Raw genomic sequence first — 20,424 nt, 5'->3', positions numbered from 1 at the left:
GGGACACTGGATGCGTGCCACACAGCCTGTTACTGGTCGACGACGAGCCACGCATCCGTCGGGTGCTCCGGCTCGCCTTGGAGGACGAGGGGTACCAGGTCGCCGAGGCGGCCAACGGGTACGACGCTCTGGCCGCGCTGCGCCGGGAACCACCGGACGTGGTGCTGCTGGATCTGATGCTGCCGGACCGGGACGGATTCACGGTCTGCCGCGAGATCCGCCGCGCCAGCGACGTACCGGTCATCATGGTGACCGCGCGCACCGACAGTCACGACGTGGTCGCCGGGCTGGAGGCGGGTGCCGACGACTACGTGACGAAACCACTCGTTGCCAAGGAGTTGTCGGCCCGGATCCGCGCCCTGCTGCGCCGGGTCGAGCCGGCCAACGCGCGGCAACCCGACGTACTCGTGGTCGGTGACCTCACGATCGACGTTCCCGGGGCCGAGGTGACCCGCGGCGATTCCGTGCTGCCGCTGACCCGGACCGAGTTCAAGCTGCTCGCCGAGCTGGCCGGGGCCGAGGGCAAGGTACTGAGCCGTGAGCAACTGCTGTCCAAGGTCTGGGGCTACGGGTACTTCGGTGACAGCCGGATCGTCGACGTACACATCCGCCGGCTGCGGCTGAAGATCGAGCACGACCCGGCCAGTCCGAAGCATCTCGTCACCGCCCGCGGCCTGGGCTATCGACTGGTGAGCTGACGTTGCGGCGACGGCGACTGGGGCGGCGACTGGGGCTGCGATGGGGCAGGACGGGCCTCAAGCCCGGCCTGCGCGGGCGTGTGATGGTGGCCTACGGCCTGCTCGCGCTCGGACTGTCGTCCGTGCTGGCGTTGGTCACCTGGGGTGTCGTGTCCGACTACCTCACCGAGCAGCGCGAGTCCTCGGCGATGGTCGAGACGGCCGACAACGCGGCGGCGTTCCACTACGGGCTGTTCGGCGCACCACAGCCGTGCCGGCCGGTGCGTCAGCAGGCCGAGTGCGGCAGTCTGACGCCGGACCCGGACGTCGGCGTGACGGATCTGCTGACCAGCCTGCCGTCCACGGATGCGGCCGCCTCGATGGTCTACTACGACAACACCTGGTACTCCCTGACCGGGAAGCCGTCCGACCTGCCGACCGACCTGGTCACCACAGTCCGGAACGGTACGGCGGCGAATCGAAGTCTCACCGTGGGCGGGCAGCACGTGCTGGCGGTCGGCGTACCGATGAAGCAGCCGGGTACCGCGTTCTTCGAATGGCACCCGCTGGCGAGTCTCGACGGGACGCTGCGGACGCTGAAGATCACGCTCGTCGCCGCGGCGATCGTGACCGCGATGATCGGCCTGGCGGTCGGACGGCTGGCGAGCACGCTGGCGCTGCGGCCGCTGGCGGCGCTGACCAAGGTGGCGGACGCGGTGGCGCGCGGGCGGCTGGATGCGCGGCTGGAGGCGGAGAACGACCGGGACCTCGGCGGGCTGGCCCGATCGTTCAACCAGACCGCGGCGAATCTGGAACGGCGGGTGGCGGCGGACGCGCGGTTCGCGAGTGACGTGAGTCATGAGTTGCGTACGCCGTTGATGACGATGCTCAACTCGATGCAGTTGATCCAGAACCATCGGACTGAGCTTCCCAGCGCAGTGCGGGAGCCGGTCGAGTTGCTCGGTGACGACCTGGATCGGTTCCGGCGGCTGGTGATCGATCTGCTGGAGATCTCGCGGGACGACGGTGGTGATCAGGGCAGCCGGGAGATCGTGCGGATCGCTGACCTGGTCCGGGCTGCGGCCGACGCGACGGCCGGACGTGAGGTGACGACGGTCGCGCCGGAGGCCGAGGGGCTGACGCTGCAGGCGGACAAGCGCCGGCTCGAGCGGGTGATCGCGAACCTGGTCGAGAACGCCGAGGACCACGCCGGGGGTTGCAAGGGTGTCGGCGTCGAGGCCGGTGGGCTCGGCGTGATCATCACCGTCGACGACGCCGGTCCCGGGATCGCGCCGGAGGATCGCGAGCGCATCTTCCAGCGCTTCGGCCGCGGCGAAACCAGTGGCCGAGGTCGCGGTGTCGGCCTGGGACTGGCCATCGTCGCCCGCCACGTCCAATGGCACCACGGCACCATCCACGTCACCACCCGCCCCTCCGGCGGCGCCCGCTTCGTAGTAGAACTCCCCGCCAAAACCCCCTGAGTAGTAATTCGAGTGACGGGACCTTGAGGTAGTCGGTAACTTGGATTTATGGCTACTTGCCTCTGTGTCTAGCTGCGGGACCCGCTTCCGTACCCGAAGTGCGTCCCTTGGCTATCACGGAGAGTAACCATCATGATCACCGTCAACGGTGTAGATATTCGCGTCGGCGCCCAGCTGCTGCTGTCCGACCTGTCGTTCCACGTCAGCCCCGGCGATCGCGTCGGGCTCGTCGGCCGTAACGGCGCCGGCAAGACCACTCTGCTGAAGACGCTGGCAGGCGAGGACCGCCCAGCCACCGGCTCCATCACCGTGTCTGGCTCCATCGGCTACCTGCCGCAGGACCCGCGCGCCGCCGACCCCGCCGTCACGGTCACGGACCGGATCCTGTCCGCCCGCGGCCTGGACGTCGCCGTCCGCAAGCTGCGCGAGGCCGAGGCCGCCATGAGCACCGCCACCGGCGACGCGCAGGAGCGCGCGATGGCGGCGTACGCACGGGCCGAGGCGCAGTTTCAGGCCGGCGGCGGGTACGCGGCCGAGGCGGAGGCGGCCCGGCTCGCAGCCGGCGTCGGTCTGCCGAACCGCGCCCTCGAGCAGCCCGTCGGCGAGCTGTCCGGCGGTCAGCGGCGTCGCGTCGAGCTGGCCCGGATCCTGTTCGCGCAGCACGACACGCTGCTGCTCGACGAGCCGACCAACCACCTCGACGCGGACTCGGTGGTGTGGCTGCGTTCGTTCCTGCTGTCGTACCCCGGCGGCCTGATCGTGATCAGCCACGACCGCGAGTTGCTCAAGGCAACGGTCAACCGGGTCTTCCACCTGGATCCGCTGCGGGTCACGATCGACATCCACAACACCGGCTGGACGAAGTACCTCGAACAGCTGGAGACCGACGAGCGCCGCCGTACCCGGGAGCGCAACACGGCCGAACGCAAGGCCGCGGTCCTGCACACCCAGGCGCAGAAGATGCAGGCGAGCGCGACCAAGGCCGTTGCCGCGCGCAACATGGCGCGGCGGGCCGACAAGTTGCTCTCCGACCTCGAGCCGGTACGCCGGGCCGCGCGGGTAGCCCGCATCCGGCTGCCCGCTCCGGCCCCGTCCGGGAAGACACCGCTGACCGCCGTCGGCCTCAAGAAGGCGTACGGCGGACTCCAGGTGCTGAACGGCGTGGACCTCGCCATCGACCGGGGCAGCCGGGTCGTCGTTCTCGGGCTGAACGGCGCGGGCAAGACCACCCTGCTCCGGCTGCTCGCGGGCCGGGAGGAGCCGGACGAAGGCCGCGTCGTGCCAGGTCACGGGCTGCGCCTCGGGTATTTCGCCCAGGAGCACGACACCCTGGACCTGGCCGGCACCGTCCGGCAGAACCTGGCGTCGGTCGCGCCCGGCCTGACCGACGGCGAGGTCCGGAACGTGCTCGGTTCGTTCCTGTTCAGCGGTGACGACGCGGACAAGCCGGCCCACGTGCTGTCCGGTGGGGAGAAGACCCGACTGGCGCTCGCCGGGCTGGTCCACTCCGGCGCCAACGTGCTGCTGCTGGACGAGCCGACCAACAACCTGGACCCGGCCTCCCGGGACGAGGTGCTGGGCGCGGTCGGCAGCTACCCGGGCGCGATCGTCATGGTCACCCACGACGAGGGTGCCATCGAGGCCCTGCAGCCGGACCGGGTGCTGATCCTCCCGGACGCCAGCGAGGACCTCTGGTCCGACGACTACCTCGACCTGGTCTCCCTCGCCTGACCCCGTCCCCACCCGTCTGATGGGCTGACCCAGCCCCGGGTGGGTTGGCCAACCGGATTCCGGTGGGCCAACCCACCATCTCGTGGGCCAGCCCAGCAGACGTGGGCTGGGCGGGGTCAACCCTGGGGTTGAGATCCGGGATCCACCCGGGTGCGAACCGCGGGCTGACGTTCAGGGGACCGGATCCGGGGAGTGTTGTCACCAGCAACGAACAACCTCCTCGGAAAGGAACTGACAGATGTCGGCCGGAGTAGTGGTGGGGATCTTGGTAGGGCTGTGGGTGCTGTTCCGGGTCGTCGGCCGGCAGATCACCGGGTCGCTGGTCACGCAGCGGTCGCTGATGCTGATGCCGGCGATCCTGCTCATCATCGGCTTGCTGCCGCTACCGGCGGCGCTCGGTACGGCGTCGACCGGCGAGATCGCGTTCCTGATGCTGGACTGCGTCGTACTGGTCGGACTCGGCCTGTCCCGCGGTGCGAGTCTGCACCTCACGCAGCGCGAGGACGGGCTGTACCAGAAGGGGACGGGTGCCACGCTCGCGCTCTGGATCGCGACGCTCGGGATCCGGATCGGCGCCGCGTTCACCGCGCCGGCGATCTGGCCGCACGGCACGCTGAACCACGCGACGCTCGCGCTGACCATCGGTCTCACCATCGCCGCACAGAACGCGATGATCTACCGCCGGGCGCTGAGCATGCACATCCCGCTCGCGGTCGAACGGGCATGATGACGGTATGACGTCGACGCTCAGGAGCCGGGTGCGGGCCGCCAGCGCGCCCGGGCTCCTGATCCGTGCGTTCCCCGGCGTACTGACGATCGGAACGCTGGTCTTCGCGGGCGGCGGGGACCCGCACCGGCTGCCGTACCCGGTGATCCTCGTCCTCGCGGTACTTGTTGTCATCAGCAACTTCTCGCTCTTCGGGCTCCGGTACGGCGAGCCGTTGGGCGACGCCACCTACGGGTTGCTGGTGTTCGCGGTCGCCGGATCGCTGCTGTGGTTCGCGTTGCCGCAGAGTCCGTTGATCCTGCTGCCGTTCTGGGTGTCGAGAGCGGCGGTCCGATATCACCGGGCCGGGCCGCGCGAGATCGCGGTGGTCGTCATCGGTGTGGTGGGTGCCTCGGTGCCGCTCTACGTCACGGCCGGTTCGGTGGCGGGGGCGGTTGGACCGGCCTTCGGGTTGGTGGCCCTGGTACTGGCTTCGATCAACCGCCGGAACCGGGAGTCCCAGCTCGAGGACCTGGAAGTCTCGCTGGCCCGGAAGCAGGCGGCGATCGAGGAACACGGCCGCGCCGCCGCCCTGGCCGAACGCGCTCGGATTGCCCGCGACGTGCACGACGTACTGGCGCATTCGCTGGCCGGACTGTCGTTGAGTCTGCAAGGCGCGCGGCTGATGCTGATCCGGGACGGCGCATCGCCCGAGGCGGTCGAGCAGGTGACGCGAGCGCAGGGGCTGGCGGTCGAAGGTTTGGCCGAGGCGAGGCGTGCCGTAGCCGCGCTGCGGGAAGACGCGGTTCCCGACGTACGGGCGCTCGGCGATCTGGTCACGTCGTACCGGCTGGAGAGTGGGGCAGCGGCGGACTTCGAGGTGGAGGGGGAGGCGCGGGAGTTGTCCGCCGACGTGATGAGCACGCTGTACCGGACGCTGCAGGAGGCGCTGGCGAACACCCGCAAGCACGCGCCGGGCGCACCGGTCGACGTACGGCTCCGGTACGCCGATGATGTCCGGCTGACCGTCGAGGACAGGCCGGGGAAGCGTCCGGCGCAGCCGACGCCCGGCGGCTATGGTCTGCTCGGGATGAAGGAACGGGCCGACCTCGTCGGCGGATCGGTCGAGGCCGGTCCGACGTCCGAGGGCTGGCGGGTAGAACTGAGGATTCCGGTATGAGTGCAGTGCGCGTGGTGGTCGCCGACGATCAGACTGTGGTTCGCGACGGCCTGGTCACGTTGCTCAAGCTGCTGCCCGGGATCGACGTCGTCGCGGCCGCCTCCGACGGCGAGGAAGCCGTGCGATTGGTTGCCGAGCACAACCCCGACGTCCTGCTCGTGGACCTGCGGATGCCGAAGTGCGACGGCGTGGAAGCAACCCGGCGGGTCCGCGCGGACCACCCCGGCACGGAGGTCGTCGTACTCACGACCTATAGCGACGACGAATCGGTGCTGTCCGCGTTGCGCGCCGGTGCACGTGGGTTCCTCACCAAGGACGCGGATGCCGAGTCGATCGGGCGGGCCTTGCAAGCGGCCGCGGCCGGGCAATCCATCCTCGACGCCGAGGTCCAGCGCCGCCTGATCGAAGGCGCCGCAACCCCAAAGCCCGCTGACCTCGCCGGCTCGGGCCTCACACCCCGCGAGATCGAGGTACTGCGCCTGATCGCCGACGGACTGTCGAACACGGAGATCGCCCGTCGCCTGGTCGTCAGCGAGGCCACGGTCAAGACGCACATCAACCACCTCTTCGCCAAGGCCAACCTCCGCGACCGCGCCCAAGCCGTCGCGTACGCCTACCGCCTCGGCCTGGCCTGATTGTTGCCTGGCGGTGACCGCTGCACTACCGTCGACATATGAAGAGTTCTGCAGATGTGCAGGGCAGCGCGGCGATCGACGCCTGCAACGTCCGGGTCGTGGACCCGGAACGGGTGGCGAGCGTCAATGCCAGGATGCCGGGGGAGGACGACATCGTCGACACCGCCGATGTCTTCAGCCTGCTCGGCGATCCGCGCCGGCTGAAGCTGCTGGTGGCGCTGCTCGACGGCGAACTGTGCGTCTGCGACCTCGCCGCGGTGACCGGCCTCAGCGAGTCCGCGACCTCGCACGCGCTCCGGCTGCTGCGTGCCCACCGCGTGGTCGCCGTACGGCGGGACGGCCGGATGGCGTACTACCGCCTGGACGACGCACACGTGCGGATGCTGGTCGACCTCGCCGTCGCGCACACCGAGCACACCGACGCGATCCACCCGGAGAGGTCCGGGGCATGACCGCCGAGGCACACGGCCACGGGCACGGCCATGGGGTGAGTGCGGAAGCGGACCGGAAGCTGCTCAGCGGTGCGCTCGCACTGATCGTCGGCTTCATGGTGGCCGAGGTTGTAGTCGGTCTCGCGGCCGGATCGCTGGCCTTGATCACCGACGCGGCGCACATGCTCACCGACGCGATCGCAATCATCCTCGCGCTGATCGCGATCCGGCTGGCCGCCCGTCCGCCGGCCGGCGGGTTCACGTACGGCTTCAAGCGGGTCGAGATCCTGTCCGCCCAGGCCAATGGGATCACGCTGCTCCTGCTGGCGGCGTACTTCGTCTATGAAGCGGTCAACCGGATGATCGACCCGCCCGAGGTGAAGGGCGCCCTGGTGCTGATCACCGGTGTCGTCGGCATCGCGGTCAACCTGCTGGCCACCTATCTGATCAGCAAGGCGAACCGCTCCAGCCTGAACGTCGAGGGCGCGTTCCAGCACATCCTCAACGACCTCTTCGCGTTCATCGCGACGGCCATCGCCGGTCTCGTCGTCCTGCTCACCGGCTTCGCCCGCGCCGACGCGATCGCCGCGCTGGTGGTCGCCGCGCTGATGCTGAAGGCGGGCGTCTCGCTGGTCCGCGACTCCGGCCGGATCTTCCTCGAGGCAGCGCCGGCCCGGATCGACCCGCAGGCCCTCGGCACAGAACTGTGTGCGGTCGAGGGCGTGGTCGAGGTGCACGACCTGCACGTCTGGGAGATCACGTCCGGCGAACCGGCCGCATCCGCGCACATCCTGGTCGCGCAAGGTCTCGACTGCCACCAGATCCGGGTCAAGATCGAGGGGCTACTGGCCGAGCGCCATCAGCTGACCCACTCGACGCTCCAGGTAGACCATGCCTCCGGCAACGATCGCGACGCGCACTGCAGCGACGCGCACGGTACCGTGCACCGCTCGATCACAGCCGCTGGGACAGGACCTGACCCGGCCATTCCCAATCATTGACCGGCACGGTGAACTCCACGTCCCGCACGAATCCCTGCTTCTCGTAGTACCGCACCAGGGCGCCGTCCCCGCCCGCGAAACAGTCCACCCGGATCAGGCTGACGCCGGCCTCGCGCGCCAACCCACGCGCGTGGTCGAGCAGTTCGCCACCGATGCCATGGCCCGCGGACGCCCGATCGGTCACCAGTAGCCGGACGTACAGCTCCGGCTCGTCCACGGTTGGTACGTACGACATCGCCGGCCCGACCGCCAGAGCGCCGACCACCCGGCCGTCCGCCTCGGCAACCCACAGCCCGTCGTCGGCGAACCCGGTGATCTGCGCGACCCGGCGCGGATTGGTCGAGTGCGCCTCCGTGCCCCACTGATCCGTCCGTCCACGAGCGACCAGCCACTCGGTCGCCCCATCAAGCAGTGCGAGCACCGCCGGTACGTCGTCCCGCCCCGCGCGGCGGATGGAGATCTGCACGAAACTCAGAATAGTTCGGCAGACCATGTCGAAACCCGTCCACCGGCCTCTACCTAGGTGTGTAGAGAGGAGCTCACGATGAGCGAGAAACTGGACAAGACGTTCACCGCGCCGCTGCAGAAGAGCCCGGCCAAAGGCGGCTGGACCTACCTGCAGATGCCCGGCTCGGCGGAGTACTTCGGCACCCGCGGGCTGGTCAAGGTCCGCGGCACGATGGACGGCCAGCCGTTCGAGAGCTCGTTCATGGCGCTCGGTGACGGCACCCACAAGCTGCCGGTGAAGGGTGACCTGCGGGACCGGCTGGGCAAGGAGCCGGGCGACGAGATCACCGTTCACCTGCAGGAACGGCTCGGCTGAACCGATTAGCCTCCGGCGCGTGACCGGCGCCACAGCCCCGTTGAGACCGTGGTCACGGGCGGTCATGTCCTGAGTAAGGACTGTGTGAAGAATCAGTCCTGACGGCCTGCACGGGTGGGGATCATCCGGCGCCGGACCGTAAGTTCGGTCCGGGTGGTCAGTCGAAGTCAGGAGTGAACGAAGTGCAACGGGGTTCACGGGGTACGCCGTCGGCGTGCCCGAAACCAACTGTGCCGGGGTCGTCGTGACGACACTGAACAAGATTCTCGCCATCGCCGGGACCGTGCTGGTCCTCGGCGGGCTGGCGCTCGGCTTCCGGTCGGTCTCGGCCGGCGGCACGGACTGCGGTTCGGCTTTCCAGCCGGCCGGTGGGGTCACGCCGATGGCGTGCGACGGTGCCCTGAACAGCGCGGGCACCTTGGTCACGATCGTGCTCAGCGCCGGCGTGCTGTGCCTGATCGCGGCGGTCACGGTCCGGGTCATCCTCGCCAGGGTCGTCCGCGCCAAGGTGAACGCCTGAATTCAGGTGCAGCCAGCAGGTGGTCGCGACAGACTGCGGCCGTGACTGTCGAAGCATTCCGGTTGGACGTGCCGGAGACCGAACTGGCGGACCTGCGCGCACGACTGGACCTGGTCCGATGGCCGGACCAGTTGCCTGGCACCGGCTGGGAGTACGGCGTACCGCTGGCTCATCTGCAGGAACTCGTCGAGTACTGGCGGCATGAGTACGACTGGCGCCGGGCCGAGGCCCGGCTGAACGAGTGGCCGCAGTTCACCACCACGATCGACGGCGCCAACGTGCACTTCGCCCACCTCCGCTCGCCGGAGCCGGACGCGACGCCGCTGATCATCACCCACGGCTGGCCGGGTTCGATCGTCGAGTTCACCGAGGTCGCCGGGCCGTTGTCCAACCCGCGCGCGTACGGCGGCGACCCGGCGGATGCGTTCCACCTCGTCATCCCGAGCATCCCGGGCTTCGGGCTGTCCGGACCGACCCGGGAGACCGGCTGGGAACTGCTCCGCGTTGCCAACGCCTGGTCCGCCCTGATGTCCCGGCTAGGCTACGACCGGTACGGCGTACAGGGTGGTGACTGGGGTGGCGGGATCTCGCGGGAGCTCGGGCGGATCCACGCCGACGAGGTGATCGGCGTACACCTCAATCTCATCCCGGGAGGCGGTGCGACCTCCGAGCCGACGCCGGCGGAACTGGAGCCGCTCGACGCGGAAGAGCGCGAACGTACCTGGGCGTCCTGGCGACGGTTCCAGCATTGGACGAAGGAACTGCAAGGGTACGCCGACCTGCAGATGACGCGCCCGCAGACCGTCGCCTACGCGCTGACCGACTCACCCGTCGGGCAGCTGGCGTGGATCGTCGAGAAGTTCGAAGCGTGGTCCGACCCCGCCAGCACGATCGACCGCGATCTCCTGCTGACGAACGTCATGCTCTACTGGCTCACCCGTACGGCGGGATCCTCCGGCCGGATCTACTACGAACGAGGCCACGCGCCGTACTGGGGTCAGCCGGCCGAACCGTCCACCACCCCGACCGCCCTGCTCGACCTGGCCTACGACAACTTCATCCCGCTCCGGCACAAGGTCGCCCGCACTGACAACGTGGTCCGCTGGACCAGTCACCCGCACGGCGGCCACTTCGCCGCCCTCGAGCAGCCGGACGTCCTTGTCGCCGACATCCGGGCCTTCTTCCAGATGCTGAAGTGAGCCGAACTATCGTTACCGCATGAGTTTCACCGGGTTCCCGGCGGCGGCGCTGGACTTCTACGACGACCTCGAGATGGACAACAGCAAGACCTACTGGACGGCGCACAAGCACGTCTACGAGGAGTCGGTGAAAGCGCCGATGTCCGCGTTGCTCGCGGAGCTCGAGCCGGAGTTCGGTCCGGCGAAGTTGTTCCGGCCGTACCGCGACGTCCGGTTCGCGCGGGACAAGTCGCCGTACAAGACGCACCAGGGTGCGTTCATCGACGTGGCTCCGTCGACCGGCTGGTACATCCAGGTGGCGGCTCCGGGTGTGCGGGTCGCGGCCGGCTTCTACGAGGCGAGTTCGGAACGGCTGGCGCGGGTTCGCGCCGCGATCGACGACGACCGGCGGGGCAAGCAGCTGGAGAAGCTACTGGCCAAGCTGACCGCGACCGGTTGGACGGTCGGCGGCGACAAGCTGAAGACGAGTCCGCGCGGCTACGACCCGGAGCACCCGCGGATCGACCTGCTCCGGCACAAGTCCCTGACGGTCAGCAAGTCCTACGGGTTCGAGCCGGTCATCCACACGCCGGAGCTGGCCGCGTTGATCCGCGCGGACTGGAAGGCGACCAGACCGCTACTCACGTGGCTGTCCGACAACTCCTGAGTGCGTCGCTCGCCGGAGCGTCAGGCGTCGTACTCCTTGAGCGCCTTGGCCAGGATGTCGCGGGTCTGGTTCGGCGGCGGAGCCGCGACGCACAGGGCTTCCATGGTGCCTGTGTAGGTGTCGAGATCCTCGGGCTTGTCCAGGTACAGCGCGCTGGTGAGGTGCTCGATGTAGACGATGTCCGGCAGGTCCTGCTCCGGGAACCGGAGGATGCTGTACGCGCCGCCGGTCGCGGGGTGGCCACCTGAGCCGAACTCCACCACCTGCAGCGTGACGTTCGGCATGTGGCTCGCCTCGAGCAGGTACTCCAACTGCGCCTGCATCGCCTTCTTCCCGCCGATCGGCCGGCGCAGTACGGACTCGTCGATGACGGCCCACAAACGCACCGGGTCGGGCCGGGTGAGGACCTGCTGACGGTTCACCCGCAGCGAGACGCGGCGCTCGATCTCCTCGGCCGGGATCAGGCCGCGGCCGAGCTGCACGACGGCACGCACGTACTCCGGCGTCTGCAGCAGGCCTGGTACGAACTGGAGCTCGTAACTACGGATCAGCTGGGCGACGGCTTCGAGATCGAGGTAGGAGTGGAACCAGCTGGGGAGCACATCGCCGAAGCGGTGCCACCAGCCCGGGTTGTTCGCATCGCGGGCCAGCGCCAGCAGCCGCTCGCGCTCCTCGCTGTCGTCCAGCCCGTAGAGACTGAGCAGGTCGCTGACGTCGCGTTCCTTGAAGCCGACGCGGCCCAGCTCCATCCGGCTGACCTTCGACTCCGACGAGCGGATCTCCCACCCCGCGTCGGAGCGGCTGATCCCTGCTGCGTCCCGCATCCTCCGCAGGTGCGCTCCGAGGATGATTCGAAGCGCGGTCGGCCCGCTGTGCGCGCCCGACTTTGTCACACCCACCTCCACGCCCCAGCAGCTCTCACCAGCGACAACTCGCCCGCAGGTGCACATCATCGCACGCTCGCGAGGCGATCTGCCGGAGTTCTTACATAAGTCCCGCCGATCCGGAGCGACTCGTCACGCAGAGTAGTAATTGTCTGGTAACTCAAGATCTTTTTGTCAGGACAAAGTTGCGCCAAAATCGGCGACGAACACCGTTCGAAATGTGCCGATTCAGGGGGCTGACAGGCGGGTGAAGGGCCGATTTGGGTATCGAATCGGAAAACGTGCGGATGCACGTGCATCGGGCGCTTGCATTCGCAGCGTGCCGACGCCATGATTGATTCATGCACAGAAGGTGAGCTGGATCTCGCGAAAAGTGACATCGCGTGATGCAGCAGGCCGGTCCTACAGGCCGCCAACGGCCCCCCGTTGGCATGACTGGTTGGGGAACCCGAGTCGATGAACGACGACGACAGTGAGGCAGCCGAGTACACCGCCGACATCGCCGGTGGCCGCGCTCCCGACGAGCTGACGGAGCGGGAGATCCAGGAACTGGTCGCGCGTTGCCCTGAGCAACAGCGCTGGGCCTTCGAGGGCTGGCTGCGCGGCGTGCGCCATCTCGACGGCGACCCGATCGTGAGCCTGGCCCCATGAACACCGAGCGAGCAGCAGGAGGACGGAAGATGGTGCGGATCTGGCTGGGCGACCACCTGATCGCCGAGTACACCGCGGAGCCGGACCGCGCCTCGCGGTACCAGCGCGTGATGACGCCGAAGTTCACCGGATTGCGAATCACCGTTGACAATGCGGCCGGCGGCGCGGCCTCCGAGTTGCCGCGCAGCGAGCAGCTCTGGCCGCTCACCGTCCAGTAGGCCCACCACCCCCAACAGCACCGAAGGCCGGCTCCTCGTCGAGGGGCCGGCCTTCGTCGTTCGCTGCCGCCGTACGCCGCTTGTGCGGGTCGGCGGACTCGTGGATACCTCGACGCCCGAAGGCGGCTCAGATCGCCGTACAGCGTCGTCCGCGGACTCTCCGCAGACAGGAAGAGGCCCCTTCGTCACTCGCCTGGCGAAGGGGCCTCTGCTTCCGTGTGACGGTTAGACGAGGTCGTCGAACTCACCGTCGTGAACGCCGCCGAGGAATGCCTCGATCTCGGCCTTCGTGAACACGAGCGCCGGGCCGTCGGTGTGACGCGAGTTCCGCATCGCCACCGCACCACCCTGGAGCTTCGCCACCTCTACGCAGTTGCCGTTCGGGCCACTCCGCTGACTCTTCCGCCAGATCAGCTCGCTGTTCGCGTCGCCGGGCATGCCGTTGTAGACAGCAGTCATCAGCTGCACCTTCCGTACGTCCTTGGCATATGCACGTGCATTTGGCCTTGCATTTGCATCGTACACGCTCCGGGCTCGTGTGTCCGCCCCCTTACGTCCTGTCACCGTGTCGCCCTCAAACACCCGTTGGGACCCCGGTTTGGTCGCGATCGGTGACCAAGTTCAGCGACACGGCTCCTTCGAAGCAGAAGTGAGTCGTCGCGGCGCAGTACTAGTAAGTGGCAGTGGCTCAGTAGGAGGCGCGGTAGTAGTGGTGAGCGCCGGCTGTCGCGGGCGCTTCGATCCGGCTCGGCCCTGAGGTGAACGCGGCGCTTCGGTGGTGAGTTTGTCCGGACGTAGGGATGATCCGAAAGGCCTTCTCTTATTGACGAATCAAGGAGTCGGGGCGATTTCGGGATCACGATGCGCGCAGCGCCGGTCCGGCGTACCGGCAGGTCCGCACCTGTCCTACGATGGCAAGCACAATTCCCCCGACACGAAGGCTGCGCCGATGGCGACTCCCGACGGTCCGGATTCGAATCCGGGCTTCGACACTTCCCAACCGACCATCGCTCGCGTCTACGACGCTCTGCTCGGTGGCAAGGACAACTTCGCTGCCGACCGCGAAGGCGCGGCTCTGTACCTGAAGTACGTTCCGGACGCCGGTCGTTGTGCGATCGAGAACCGCGAGGCCCTGGTCAAGGGCGTTCACTACCTCGTCCGCGAAGCGGGGATCGACCAGTTCCTCGACATCGGCAGCGGTCTGCCGACGCAGAAGAACACCCACGAGGCGGCCCAGGAGATCAATCCGAACGCGCGGGTCGCGTACGTCGACAACGACCCGATCGTGCTGGCGCACGGCCGCGCGTTGCTGGCGACCAACAACAGCACGATCGTGGTCACCGCCGACCTGCGTGAGCCGCAGGGCATCCTCAACAACGAGGAGATCAAGACGCACCTGGACTTCAGCCGTCCGATGGCGCTGATGATCGTCGGCATCCACATGCACTTCCACGACGACGAGAAGCCCGACGAGTGGGTGCGCACCATCATGGACAGGCTGGCCCCCGGCAGCTACTTGTTCATCACCGACTTCGTCGACACCGGTGAGCCGCTGCAGAAGGGGATGGAGCGGGCCGGCCTGGAGAGCCTCGGCAACGGGTGGATCCGGACCCCGGAGCGGATCGAGCAGCACTTCCTCGGCATGCCGCTCGTCCCGCCGGGTCTCGACTTCCTGGCCCGGTGGTTCCCGGAGGACCCCGACGGAGACGTGCCGGCCACGGAGGACCTGGAGCCGTACCAGCGGATCCTGATGGCGGGCCTGGCCAAGAAGGCCTGACCGGCCACTGCGAGACGAAGGCGCGCATCCCACGGGATGCGCGCCTTTCGCATGGATGCATGCGGAAGGCGGTCGGCGGGTACTGGGTTCTCGCAGGCATGACCGTGGTTCAGCGAAGTGCCACGCCGTGACGACAGTCGCGAGGTCATACCCATGACGAGCTCCACTACTGTTGACCGGGCCGCCCGCGAGGCGGCCACCCGGAATCTGATGGAACGCCGGGATGCCAGCACCGACGAATTCGAGCGGCAGCGACTGCTCGAAGAGGTCGTCGAACTCAACCTCGAAATGGCCCGGGGGATCGCGCGCCGGTTTCGCGGCCGCGGCGCCGAGGCCGACGACCTGGAGCAGGTCGCGTATCTGGGGCTGGTGAAAGCTGCCCACCATTACCGGCTCGACGAGGACACACCGTTCATCGGGTTCGCGGTCCCGACCATCCGGGGCGAGGTGAAGCGGTACTTCCGCGACTGCGCCTGGACGGTGCGGATCCCGCGCCGGCTGCAAGAGATGCAAGGCACGATCGCCGCGAAGCTTCCGCTGCTCGAGCAGAAGCTCAACCGGGAGCCGACGCCGGCCGAGATCGCCGAACACCTCGCGGTCGAGGTCGACGAGGTCGAGCAGGCGCTGGCCGCAAAGGGTTGTTTCAATGTGCTGTCGCTGGATCGGCCGGCCGAAGCCGACGCGGATCTGACTCTGGCCGACGTCGTCGCGGATGAAGAGGACGGCAGCATCGACCAGCTGGAAACGGTCGAGATGCTGCAGCCGGTGCTGTCGGATCTCGGCGAGCGCGAACGGCGGATCCTGCACTTGCGGTTCATCGAGGGCTGGACCCAGTCCGAGATCGGTCGCGACATCGGCGTCAGCCAGATGCAGGTGTCCCGGGTCCTGCGCAAGATCCTCGACGACCTGCGCGGCAAGCTCACCCCGCTCCAGGCTGCTGCCTAGTTCTTTGCCAGCGGCAAAAGCCATCCATTCCACCAGGCTGGTTTCGACTCGCCTGGCGTTGGTTGTTACCCATTGCGCGCAGTGATTGCACAATGGGGGAGAGCAAGGGGATGGATGGAGTCGTTGGTCTTGGCGTTCCGGATGATTCGAACGGTGCCCGCGGACGCGGTCGCCATCGTGCGCGCGTACCCGCCGATGGTGATCTGCTTCGCGGCCGCACTCACCGGGACAGCCCTGGTCTTCGACGTCTTCTATCTGGTCGCGAGCCCCGGACTGACACTCGCGCTGGTCTATACGGTGCCGGTGCTCGCCGGGTTGATCGCCGGGCTGGTGGCCGCGGCCGACGACGTCGGGCTGGAACGGCGGGTGCTGCTGCGGACCGTCGGCCTCGCTGTTGCCCTGGGCATCACCAACTCGATCGTGGTGGCGATGCTCGCGGCGATGCGGCGAACCGATCCGTCGAACTGGGGAGCCGGTGGGCAGGCGGTACTGTTCGCCGGCTGCACGGTGTTCGCGGTGGCCTTGGCGATCGTTGCCACTCACAAGCTGATCGATGCGCTGGGCATCGAGATGCGGACGAAGCTGCGGCGTCGTCGCCCGGTCCGGATCCCGATCGCCGCGGCCGCGGTGGCGGCGCCCCGGGTGAGCAAGGAGTCGGCCGCTCGGGCCAAGCCCGTGCACGCACCGCCACCCCCTCCACCGCCGGCACCGGACGACGAGGAGACCATCCCCGTTTTCGTCCCACCACCGCCGCGTGTGGTCGATCTCGACGAGGCCCGTCCGGTCTCGTCGGCTCCGATCTCCAGCGGCCACGCCGACCGGCTCACCCCGCGTCCACGGCGCGTGGTGTCCCGCCGTACGAACAAACCGGGCCGGCGCCCGGGCACCTGACCGACGCGCCGGTTGGGGACATCACCCGGGCTGACACACTGGGAAGGCTTCTCGGGAGGTGCCTGTGTGGGATCTGGTGATCGTTGGAGCCGGACCGGCTGGAGCGTCAGCCGCGCTGGGGGCGCTCGCGGCTGATCCCAGTCTGTCGGTGGTGATGCTCGACCGGCATGACTTCCCGCGGGACAAGGCGTGCGGGGACGGCATCGCGCCGCACGTACTCGATCTGCTGGCCGAAGTGGGCGTGACCGGGATTCTCGACGACTGGACCCCGGTCGGACGGTTTGTTCTGACCAAGGGAGACGTCGGGGTCGACCGGTTCATGGCTCGACCGAACTGGGTGGTGCCGCGGACCGTGTTCGACCAGCGCCTGGCGGAGGCTGCACAGGCGGCCGGTGCGCAGCTCCTGCGCCGGCGTGTGCGGGGATTGCAGCGGAGCGGTGGGTCGATCGGCGTCGACGGTGAGCTGCACGGGCGTTTCGTCGTCGGTGCGGATGGCGCCCATTCCGTCGTACGGCGGGAGCTCCGGGTGGCGCCGGGGCCGGTGGCGCTGGCGATCCGGGGGTACGCGCCGACACCGGCCGGGCGGGCGGCCAGTCAGGTGATCGCGTACGGTCCGGGGCGGCAGCCGTCGTACGCGTGGTCGTTCGATCGTGGCGACGGCTGGTCGAACGTCGGGTACGGCGAGCAGCTCACGTCCGCACGACCGCGACCGACCCGCGCGGACCTGACCGCCCAGCTGGAGAAGCTGTTGCCGGGGGCAACCAATGAGGGGACGTCGTGGTGGGGTCATCATCTGCCGTTGGCGGGCTGGTCGTGGCGACCGCAGCCGGGTCCGGTGATGCTCGTCGGTGACGCGGCCGGACTGATCAACCCGATGACGGGCGAGGGCATCTACTACGCGGTCGCGACCGGGCTGCTCGCGGGTCGTGCGGTCGCCGAGGCTCTGAGGGCGGGCAGTTCTGATGCGGGTACGACGTACCGCCGGGAGGTCGGTCGGCTCCTCGGGCGTCACCTTCGGCACACCGCACTCACGGCGCAGCTGACTCGGTCGGGACGCGTGCTCGACGCGGGGATTCGTGCGGCGGCGGCCGATCAGCGGATCTTCGACGATCTCGTTGAGCTGGGACTGGCCGACGGGTTGATCACGCGTCCGTTGTTGCGGGCGTTGGTGCGACCGCGGCGCGCTGGGTCGCGGTGAGACGGCCGGGCGTGGGGATCGCCTGATAGGTGCCGGTGCTGGGCTGGTGGAGGACGACCGGGTCGGTGTATTCGACGTACTTGGCCGCGTTGCCGAGCGCCTCGGCAAGACGTTCCGGCGGCCAGTCGAGTGCTGCGGCGAGTTGGTTGGCAGACAACGGGCGAGCCGCGTGCAGGAGGACGGCGAGTGCGGTCAGTGCGTCGTCGATGAGTTCGAACGCCGGGCCGCCGGACATGTCCTCGCCGAGCCGGTGGAAGAAGTCGGCCATGTGCGTCAGGCGTTCGCCGGCCGGGGTGCCGGGTCCGAGCAGCGCGGCGCCTTCGGTGGCGGTCTCGGCCCAGTTCAGGTTGGTGCGGGCACTCACCTTCCAGGCCTGCAGCCAGACGTCGTCGGCGATGACGTAGTGCTGCAGGCGGCGCTCGGGGTCAGGCTCGCGGTGGACCATGCCGACCTGCTCGAGGTAGCCGACCGCGGTGGAGATCGATGCAGGGCTGACGCACAACTCGCGGACGAGGTCGGCGGCGGTCAGGCTGCGGGAGTCGGCCGTGTAGAGCCGGGCCAGGACGCGCGACGCCATCCTGGGCAGGCCGCCTTCGACCATCATCGTCGCGAACCGCTCGACGAAGTCCCGCACCTGCTGGTCGCCGTCTGGCTGGAGTTCGGCGTGGTTGGTTGCCTTTCCCGGGCTGCGGCGGGCGCGCGATGCGGTGGAGTAGTGCGCGTGGTCGGCTCGGTAGCCGCGGGCGCCGCCGTTGCGCGCGACCTCGCGACTGATGGTCGACGTCGGTCGGTCCAGTTGCCGCGCGATCTCGGCATACCCGAGTCCTGCCTGGAGGCCGGTCGCGATCTCGCGCCGGTCGTCGTGGGTCAGTCTGCCTCCGGGCATCGATCCTCCGTGGTGCGTTCGACGTCAGCTCATTGCAACGCCGCTCTGATCAGGATTGCGTTCTGCGGCAGCCCCATTGCACAGATTGCCATATTTTCTTGATGATTTCAGGTGGCTGGTGGTTTCTGCGATTGCCGGAGGGCTGGCGCGATGCGTAGCTTTCAGGAATTCCCGAAGGAGGTGGACGATGGTTCTGGCGGTCGACGGGCTGCGGATGCGCTATGGCGACGCCGAAGTACTGCATGACGTCTCGTTCTCGGCCGGGCATGGCGAGGTCGTCGTCCTGCTTGGCCCGAACGGCGCGGGCAAGAGCACCACGATCGAGATCCTGGAGGGGTTCCGGCTGCGCTCGGCCGGGACTGTCGAGGTGCTCGGTGTCGACCCGGCCGCCGGCGACGAGCGTTGGCGGTCCCGGCTCGGCATCGTGCTGCAGTCGTGGCGCGACCACGGGAACTGGCGGATCCGTGAACTGTTGCACCACCTCGGCACGTACTACGCGGCGTACGCCACGAACACGATCGAGCGTCCGTGGGACACGGATGAACTGCTCGCCGCGGTTGGCCTCAGCTCCCATGCGGAGCAGAAGATCAAGACCTTGTCCGGTGGTCAGCGGCGCCGGCTCGACGTCGCGATCGGGATCGTCGGCCGGCCGGAGGTGCTGTTTCTGGATGAGCCGACCGCAGGCTTCGATCCTGAGGCGCGGTACGAGTTCCACAACCTGGTCCGGCGGCTCGCGGCTGAGCATGAGACGACGATTCTGCTCACCACCCACGACCTCGATGAGGCAAGCAAACTGGCGCACCGGATCCTCATCCTCAATGCCGGCCGGATCGTCGCGGCCGGGACGACCGGCGAACTGACCGCGCTGATCGCGGGCGAGGACGAGGTGCGCTGGAGCGTCGACGGCCAACACTTCCACACGACCACGCCCGACTCGACCGGGTTGGCCCGCGACCTCTTCACGCAGTACGGCGCCTCCGTCCGCGATCTCGAAGTACGACGGGCGTCGCTCGAGGACACGTATCTCGCGCTGGTCCGCGGACAGGAGGTGGCGTTGTGAGTCCTCGGATGGCGGCGGTCCGCGCTGGATGGCGGCGTGGACGGATCGAGTTGCGGCAGTCGTTCACCAACCGGCCTGAGTTGTTCAGTCATTTCCTCTGGCCGGTGCTGATGCTGGTCGCGCTGTTCTTTCTGCGGCATCGGGATTTCGGCTCGACCGGATTGTTGCTCGGTACGTTCGCGCTGCCGGGCATTCTCGGAATGAATGCGGCGATGGGGATGGTCAGCATGAGCCAGCAACTCACCGCGGATCGTGAGGACGGCACGCTGCTGCGCGCGAAGGCGACACCGAACGGGATGCTCGGCTACCTCGTCGGCAAGGTCGTCTCGGTGGCCGGCGGGCTGCTTGCCGACCTGGCGATTCTGCTCATTCCAGCGTTGTTGATTGTCGACAATCTTGCGCTCGGGTCCTTCGGCGGCTGGTTCACGCTGCTCTGGGTGCTGGCGCTCGGGATGGTCGCGACGCTGCCCATCGGTGCGGTCCTCGGGTCGGTGTTCACGACCGCGCGGTCGCAGGGGCTGCTCCAGCTGCCGGTACTCGGTCTGATCGCGATCTCGGGCGTCTTCTATCCGATCACTGCCTTGCCCGACTGGCTGGAGTGGATCGGGCAGGTCTTCCCGATCTACTGGATGGGACTCGGCATGCGGTCGGCGTTGCTCCCGGACAGCACGGTCGTGGTCGAGATCGGCGACTCCTGGCGTCACCTGGAGACGGTCGGCGTACTCGGGGTGTGGGCCGTCGCCGGGTTGCTGGTGGCGCCCGTCGTACTGCGGCGGATGGCTCGGCGGGAGTCCGGCTCCAAGGTCGCCGAGCGGCGGGAACGGGCGCTGCGCCGGGTGGCTTGAAAGCGTTTTGAAAGGTCGGTGGCCCCGGCCTGCTCCTAG

24 protein-coding genes are annotated in these 20,424 nt (G+C 68.4%); 20 read left to right on the top strand and 4 right to left on the bottom strand.

The window, feature by feature from the left end; all coding sequences use genetic code 11:
- The first annotated feature begins 14 nt into the window (after nucleotides 1-14).
- The 8 genes from E0H75_RS32025 to E0H75_RS31990 all read left to right on the top strand — a co-directional run bounded on the left by E0H75_RS32025 (nucleotide 15) and on the right by E0H75_RS31990 (nucleotide 7,842).
- Nucleotides 15-698, top strand: a complete 684-nt coding sequence (locus E0H75_RS32025) for a response regulator transcription factor (RefSeq protein ID WP_131517438.1) — start codon at nucleotides 15-17, stop codon at nucleotides 696-698.
- A gap of 83 nt (nucleotides 699-781) precedes the next feature.
- Nucleotides 782-2,158, top strand: coding sequence for a sensor histidine kinase (locus tag E0H75_RS32020; RefSeq protein ID WP_131517437.1), 1,377 nt, complete (start codon nucleotides 782-784; stop codon nucleotides 2,156-2,158).
- A 132-nt stretch (nucleotides 2,159-2,290) separates the two neighbouring features.
- Nucleotides 2,291-3,889, top strand: a complete 1,599-nt coding sequence (locus tag E0H75_RS32015; protein ID WP_131517436.1) for an ABC-F family ATP-binding cassette domain-containing protein — start codon at nucleotides 2,291-2,293, stop codon at nucleotides 3,887-3,889.
- A gap of 256 nt (nucleotides 3,890-4,145) precedes the next feature.
- Entirely contained in the window at nucleotides 4,146-4,616 is a 471-nt protein-coding gene (locus E0H75_RS32010) for a hypothetical protein (RefSeq protein ID WP_131517435.1), read from the top strand.
- A gap of 7 nt (nucleotides 4,617-4,623) precedes the next feature.
- Nucleotides 4,624-5,775 carry a sensor histidine kinase gene (locus tag E0H75_RS32005; protein ID WP_131517434.1) on the top strand — a complete coding sequence of 384 codons (1,152 nt, stop codon included), beginning with the start codon at nucleotides 4,624-4,626 and terminating at the stop codon, nucleotides 5,773-5,775.
- On the top strand, nucleotides 5,772-6,410 hold the full coding sequence (locus tag E0H75_RS32000) for a response regulator (RefSeq protein ID WP_131517433.1): 639 nt from the start codon (nucleotides 5,772-5,774) through the stop codon (nucleotides 6,408-6,410). The genes E0H75_RS32005 and E0H75_RS32000 overlap by 4 nt, the downstream gene beginning before the upstream one ends.
- Before the next feature lie 38 nt (nucleotides 6,411-6,448).
- Nucleotides 6,449-6,862, top strand: coding sequence for an ArsR/SmtB family transcription factor (locus E0H75_RS31995; RefSeq protein ID WP_131517432.1), 414 nt, complete (start codon nucleotides 6,449-6,451; stop codon nucleotides 6,860-6,862).
- Nucleotides 6,859-7,842 carry a cation diffusion facilitator family transporter gene (locus tag E0H75_RS31990; RefSeq protein ID WP_131517431.1) on the top strand — a complete coding sequence of 328 codons (984 nt, stop codon included), beginning with the start codon at nucleotides 6,859-6,861 and terminating at the stop codon, nucleotides 7,840-7,842. The genes E0H75_RS31995 and E0H75_RS31990 overlap by 4 nt, the downstream gene beginning before the upstream one ends.
- Here the strand turns inward: E0H75_RS31990 and E0H75_RS31985 are convergent.
- Nucleotides 7,796-8,308, bottom strand: coding sequence for a GNAT family N-acetyltransferase (locus tag E0H75_RS31985; RefSeq protein WP_238163378.1), 513 nt, complete (start codon nucleotides 8,306-8,308; stop codon nucleotides 7,796-7,798). The two genes, E0H75_RS31990 and E0H75_RS31985, sit on opposite strands and share 47 nt — an antisense overlap.
- A 78-nt stretch (nucleotides 8,309-8,386) precedes the next feature.
- Between E0H75_RS31985 and E0H75_RS31980 the strand changes: the two genes are divergently transcribed.
- The 4 genes from E0H75_RS31980 to E0H75_RS31965 all read left to right on the top strand — a co-directional run bounded on the left by E0H75_RS31980 (nucleotide 8,387) and on the right by E0H75_RS31965 (nucleotide 11,030).
- Complete coding sequence (locus tag E0H75_RS31980) at nucleotides 8,387-8,665, top strand: DUF1905 domain-containing protein (protein WP_131517429.1); 279 nt, start codon at nucleotides 8,387-8,389, stop codon at nucleotides 8,663-8,665.
- A 214-nt stretch (nucleotides 8,666-8,879) separates the two neighbouring features.
- Nucleotides 8,880-9,185: a hypothetical protein gene (locus tag E0H75_RS31975; RefSeq protein WP_131517428.1), complete on the top strand. Its 306-nt coding sequence runs from the start codon at nucleotides 8,880-8,882 to the stop codon at nucleotides 9,183-9,185.
- A 41-nt stretch (nucleotides 9,186-9,226) separates the two neighbouring features.
- Nucleotides 9,227-10,384 (top strand): epoxide hydrolase family protein, encoded by a 1,158-nt coding sequence (locus E0H75_RS31970; RefSeq protein ID WP_131517427.1) that lies wholly within the window; start codon nucleotides 9,227-9,229, stop codon nucleotides 10,382-10,384.
- Between the two features lie 19 nt (nucleotides 10,385-10,403).
- The gene (locus tag E0H75_RS31965) at nucleotides 10,404-11,030 is read left to right on the top strand and encodes a DUF2461 domain-containing protein (protein ID WP_131517426.1); all 627 of its coding nucleotides are present in this window, start codon (nucleotides 10,404-10,406) and stop codon (nucleotides 11,028-11,030) included.
- Nucleotides 11,031-11,050: 20 nt separating this feature from the next.
- Here E0H75_RS31965 and E0H75_RS31960 read toward each other — a convergent pair whose 3' ends face one another.
- Nucleotides 11,051-11,923, bottom strand: a complete 873-nt coding sequence (locus E0H75_RS31960) for a helix-turn-helix domain-containing protein (RefSeq protein ID WP_202873278.1) — start codon at nucleotides 11,921-11,923, stop codon at nucleotides 11,051-11,053.
- A 447-nt stretch (nucleotides 11,924-12,370) separates the two neighbouring features.
- Between E0H75_RS31960 and E0H75_RS31955 the strand changes: the two genes are divergently transcribed.
- Both E0H75_RS31955 and E0H75_RS31950 read left to right on the top strand, forming a co-directional pair.
- Nucleotides 12,371-12,565: a hypothetical protein gene (locus E0H75_RS31955; protein ID WP_131517425.1), complete on the top strand. Its 195-nt coding sequence runs from the start codon at nucleotides 12,371-12,373 to the stop codon at nucleotides 12,563-12,565.
- Nucleotides 12,562-12,783 (top strand): hypothetical protein, encoded by a 222-nt coding sequence (locus tag E0H75_RS31950; RefSeq protein WP_238163377.1) that lies wholly within the window; start codon nucleotides 12,562-12,564, stop codon nucleotides 12,781-12,783. The genes E0H75_RS31955 and E0H75_RS31950 overlap by 4 nt, the downstream gene beginning before the upstream one ends.
- 225 nt (nucleotides 12,784-13,008) lie before the next feature.
- On the opposite strand, the gene E0H75_RS31945 is transcribed toward E0H75_RS31950, so the two are convergent.
- A complete protein-coding gene (locus tag E0H75_RS31945; RefSeq protein ID WP_131517424.1) occupies nucleotides 13,009-13,242 on the bottom strand; it encodes a DUF397 domain-containing protein in 234 nt (77 codons plus the stop codon).
- A gap of 490 nt (nucleotides 13,243-13,732) precedes the next feature.
- Here E0H75_RS31945 and E0H75_RS31940 point away from each other — a divergent pair, with 490 nt between their 5' ends.
- From E0H75_RS31940 to E0H75_RS31925, 4 genes are all read left to right on the top strand, one after another.
- On the top strand, nucleotides 13,733-14,560 hold the full coding sequence (locus tag E0H75_RS31940) for an SAM-dependent methyltransferase (protein WP_131517423.1): 828 nt from the start codon (nucleotides 13,733-13,735) through the stop codon (nucleotides 14,558-14,560).
- 153 nt (nucleotides 14,561-14,713) lie between these two features.
- Nucleotides 14,714-15,505 carry a SigB/SigF/SigG family RNA polymerase sigma factor gene (locus tag E0H75_RS31935; RefSeq protein ID WP_131517422.1) on the top strand — a complete coding sequence of 264 codons (792 nt, stop codon included), beginning with the start codon at nucleotides 14,714-14,716 and terminating at the stop codon, nucleotides 15,503-15,505.
- A 114-nt stretch (nucleotides 15,506-15,619) separates the two neighbouring features.
- Nucleotides 15,620-16,396 (top strand): hypothetical protein, encoded by a 777-nt coding sequence (locus E0H75_RS31930; RefSeq protein WP_238163376.1) that lies wholly within the window; start codon nucleotides 15,620-15,622, stop codon nucleotides 16,394-16,396.
- A gap of 64 nt (nucleotides 16,397-16,460) precedes the next feature.
- Complete coding sequence (locus E0H75_RS31925) at nucleotides 16,461-17,594, top strand: NAD(P)/FAD-dependent oxidoreductase (RefSeq protein ID WP_238163375.1); 1,134 nt, start codon at nucleotides 16,461-16,463, stop codon at nucleotides 17,592-17,594.
- Here E0H75_RS31925 and E0H75_RS31920 read toward each other — a convergent pair.
- The gene (locus E0H75_RS31920) at nucleotides 17,539-18,480 is read right to left on the bottom strand and encodes a GbsR/MarR family transcriptional regulator (protein WP_131517421.1); all 942 of its coding nucleotides are present in this window, start codon (nucleotides 18,478-18,480) and stop codon (nucleotides 17,539-17,541) included. The genes E0H75_RS31925 and E0H75_RS31920 overlap by 56 nt on opposite strands.
- A gap of 187 nt (nucleotides 18,481-18,667) precedes the next feature.
- Between E0H75_RS31920 and E0H75_RS31915 the strand changes: the two genes are divergently transcribed.
- A complete protein-coding gene (locus E0H75_RS31915; RefSeq protein ID WP_131517420.1) occupies nucleotides 18,668-19,540 on the top strand; it encodes an ABC transporter ATP-binding protein in 873 nt (290 codons plus the stop codon).
- Complete coding sequence (locus tag E0H75_RS31910) at nucleotides 19,537-20,385, top strand: ABC transporter permease (RefSeq protein ID WP_238163374.1); 849 nt, start codon at nucleotides 19,537-19,539, stop codon at nucleotides 20,383-20,385. The genes E0H75_RS31915 and E0H75_RS31910 overlap by 4 nt, the downstream gene beginning before the upstream one ends.
- The last annotated feature ends 39 nt before the right edge of the window (nucleotides 20,386-20,424 follow it).

It is taken from the genome of Kribbella capetownensis (genome assembly GCF_004331485.1).
Taxonomy (GTDB): Bacteria; Actinomycetota; Actinomycetes; order Propionibacteriales; family Kribbellaceae; genus Kribbella; species Kribbella capetownensis.
This window is presented reverse-complemented; position numbering and strand designations above follow the sequence as displayed.

Coding starts and splice junctions, on each gene's coding strand:
- E0H75_RS31915 (WP_131517420.1), top strand. CDS start 18,668: ATGGTTCTGGCGGTCGACGGGCTGCGGATGCGCTATGGCGACGCCGAA.
- E0H75_RS31965 (WP_131517426.1), top strand. CDS start 10,404: ATGAGTTTCACCGGGTTCCCGGCGGCGGCGCTGGACTTCTACGACGAC.
- E0H75_RS31955 (WP_131517425.1), top strand. CDS start 12,371: ATGAACGACGACGACAGTGAGGCAGCCGAGTACACCGCCGACATCGCC.
- E0H75_RS32020 (WP_131517437.1), top strand. CDS start 782: ATGGTGGCCTACGGCCTGCTCGCGCTCGGACTGTCGTCCGTGCTGGCG.
- E0H75_RS32005 (WP_131517434.1), top strand. CDS start 4,624: ATGACGTCGACGCTCAGGAGCCGGGTGCGGGCCGCCAGCGCGCCCGGG.
- E0H75_RS31995 (WP_131517432.1), top strand. CDS start 6,449: ATGAAGAGTTCTGCAGATGTGCAGGGCAGCGCGGCGATCGACGCCTGC.
- E0H75_RS31980 (WP_131517429.1), top strand. CDS start 8,387: ATGAGCGAGAAACTGGACAAGACGTTCACCGCGCCGCTGCAGAAGAGC.
- E0H75_RS32015 (WP_131517436.1), top strand. CDS start 2,291: ATGATCACCGTCAACGGTGTAGATATTCGCGTCGGCGCCCAGCTGCTG.
- E0H75_RS31950 (WP_238163377.1), top strand. CDS start 12,562: ATGAACACCGAGCGAGCAGCAGGAGGACGGAAGATGGTGCGGATCTGG.
- E0H75_RS31940 (WP_131517423.1), top strand. CDS start 13,733: ATGGCGACTCCCGACGGTCCGGATTCGAATCCGGGCTTCGACACTTCC.
- E0H75_RS31920 (WP_131517421.1), bottom strand. CDS start 18,480: ATGCCCGGAGGCAGACTGACCCACGACGACCGGCGCGAGATCGCGACC.
- E0H75_RS31935 (WP_131517422.1), top strand. CDS start 14,714: ATGACGAGCTCCACTACTGTTGACCGGGCCGCCCGCGAGGCGGCCACC.
- E0H75_RS31945 (WP_131517424.1), bottom strand. CDS start 13,242: ATGACTGCTGTCTACAACGGCATGCCCGGCGACGCGAACAGCGAGCTG.
- E0H75_RS32000 (WP_131517433.1), top strand. CDS start 5,772: ATGAGTGCAGTGCGCGTGGTGGTCGCCGACGATCAGACTGTGGTTCGC.
- E0H75_RS31990 (WP_131517431.1), top strand. CDS start 6,859: ATGACCGCCGAGGCACACGGCCACGGGCACGGCCATGGGGTGAGTGCG.
- E0H75_RS31930 (WP_238163376.1), top strand. CDS start 15,620: ATGGAGTCGTTGGTCTTGGCGTTCCGGATGATTCGAACGGTGCCCGCG.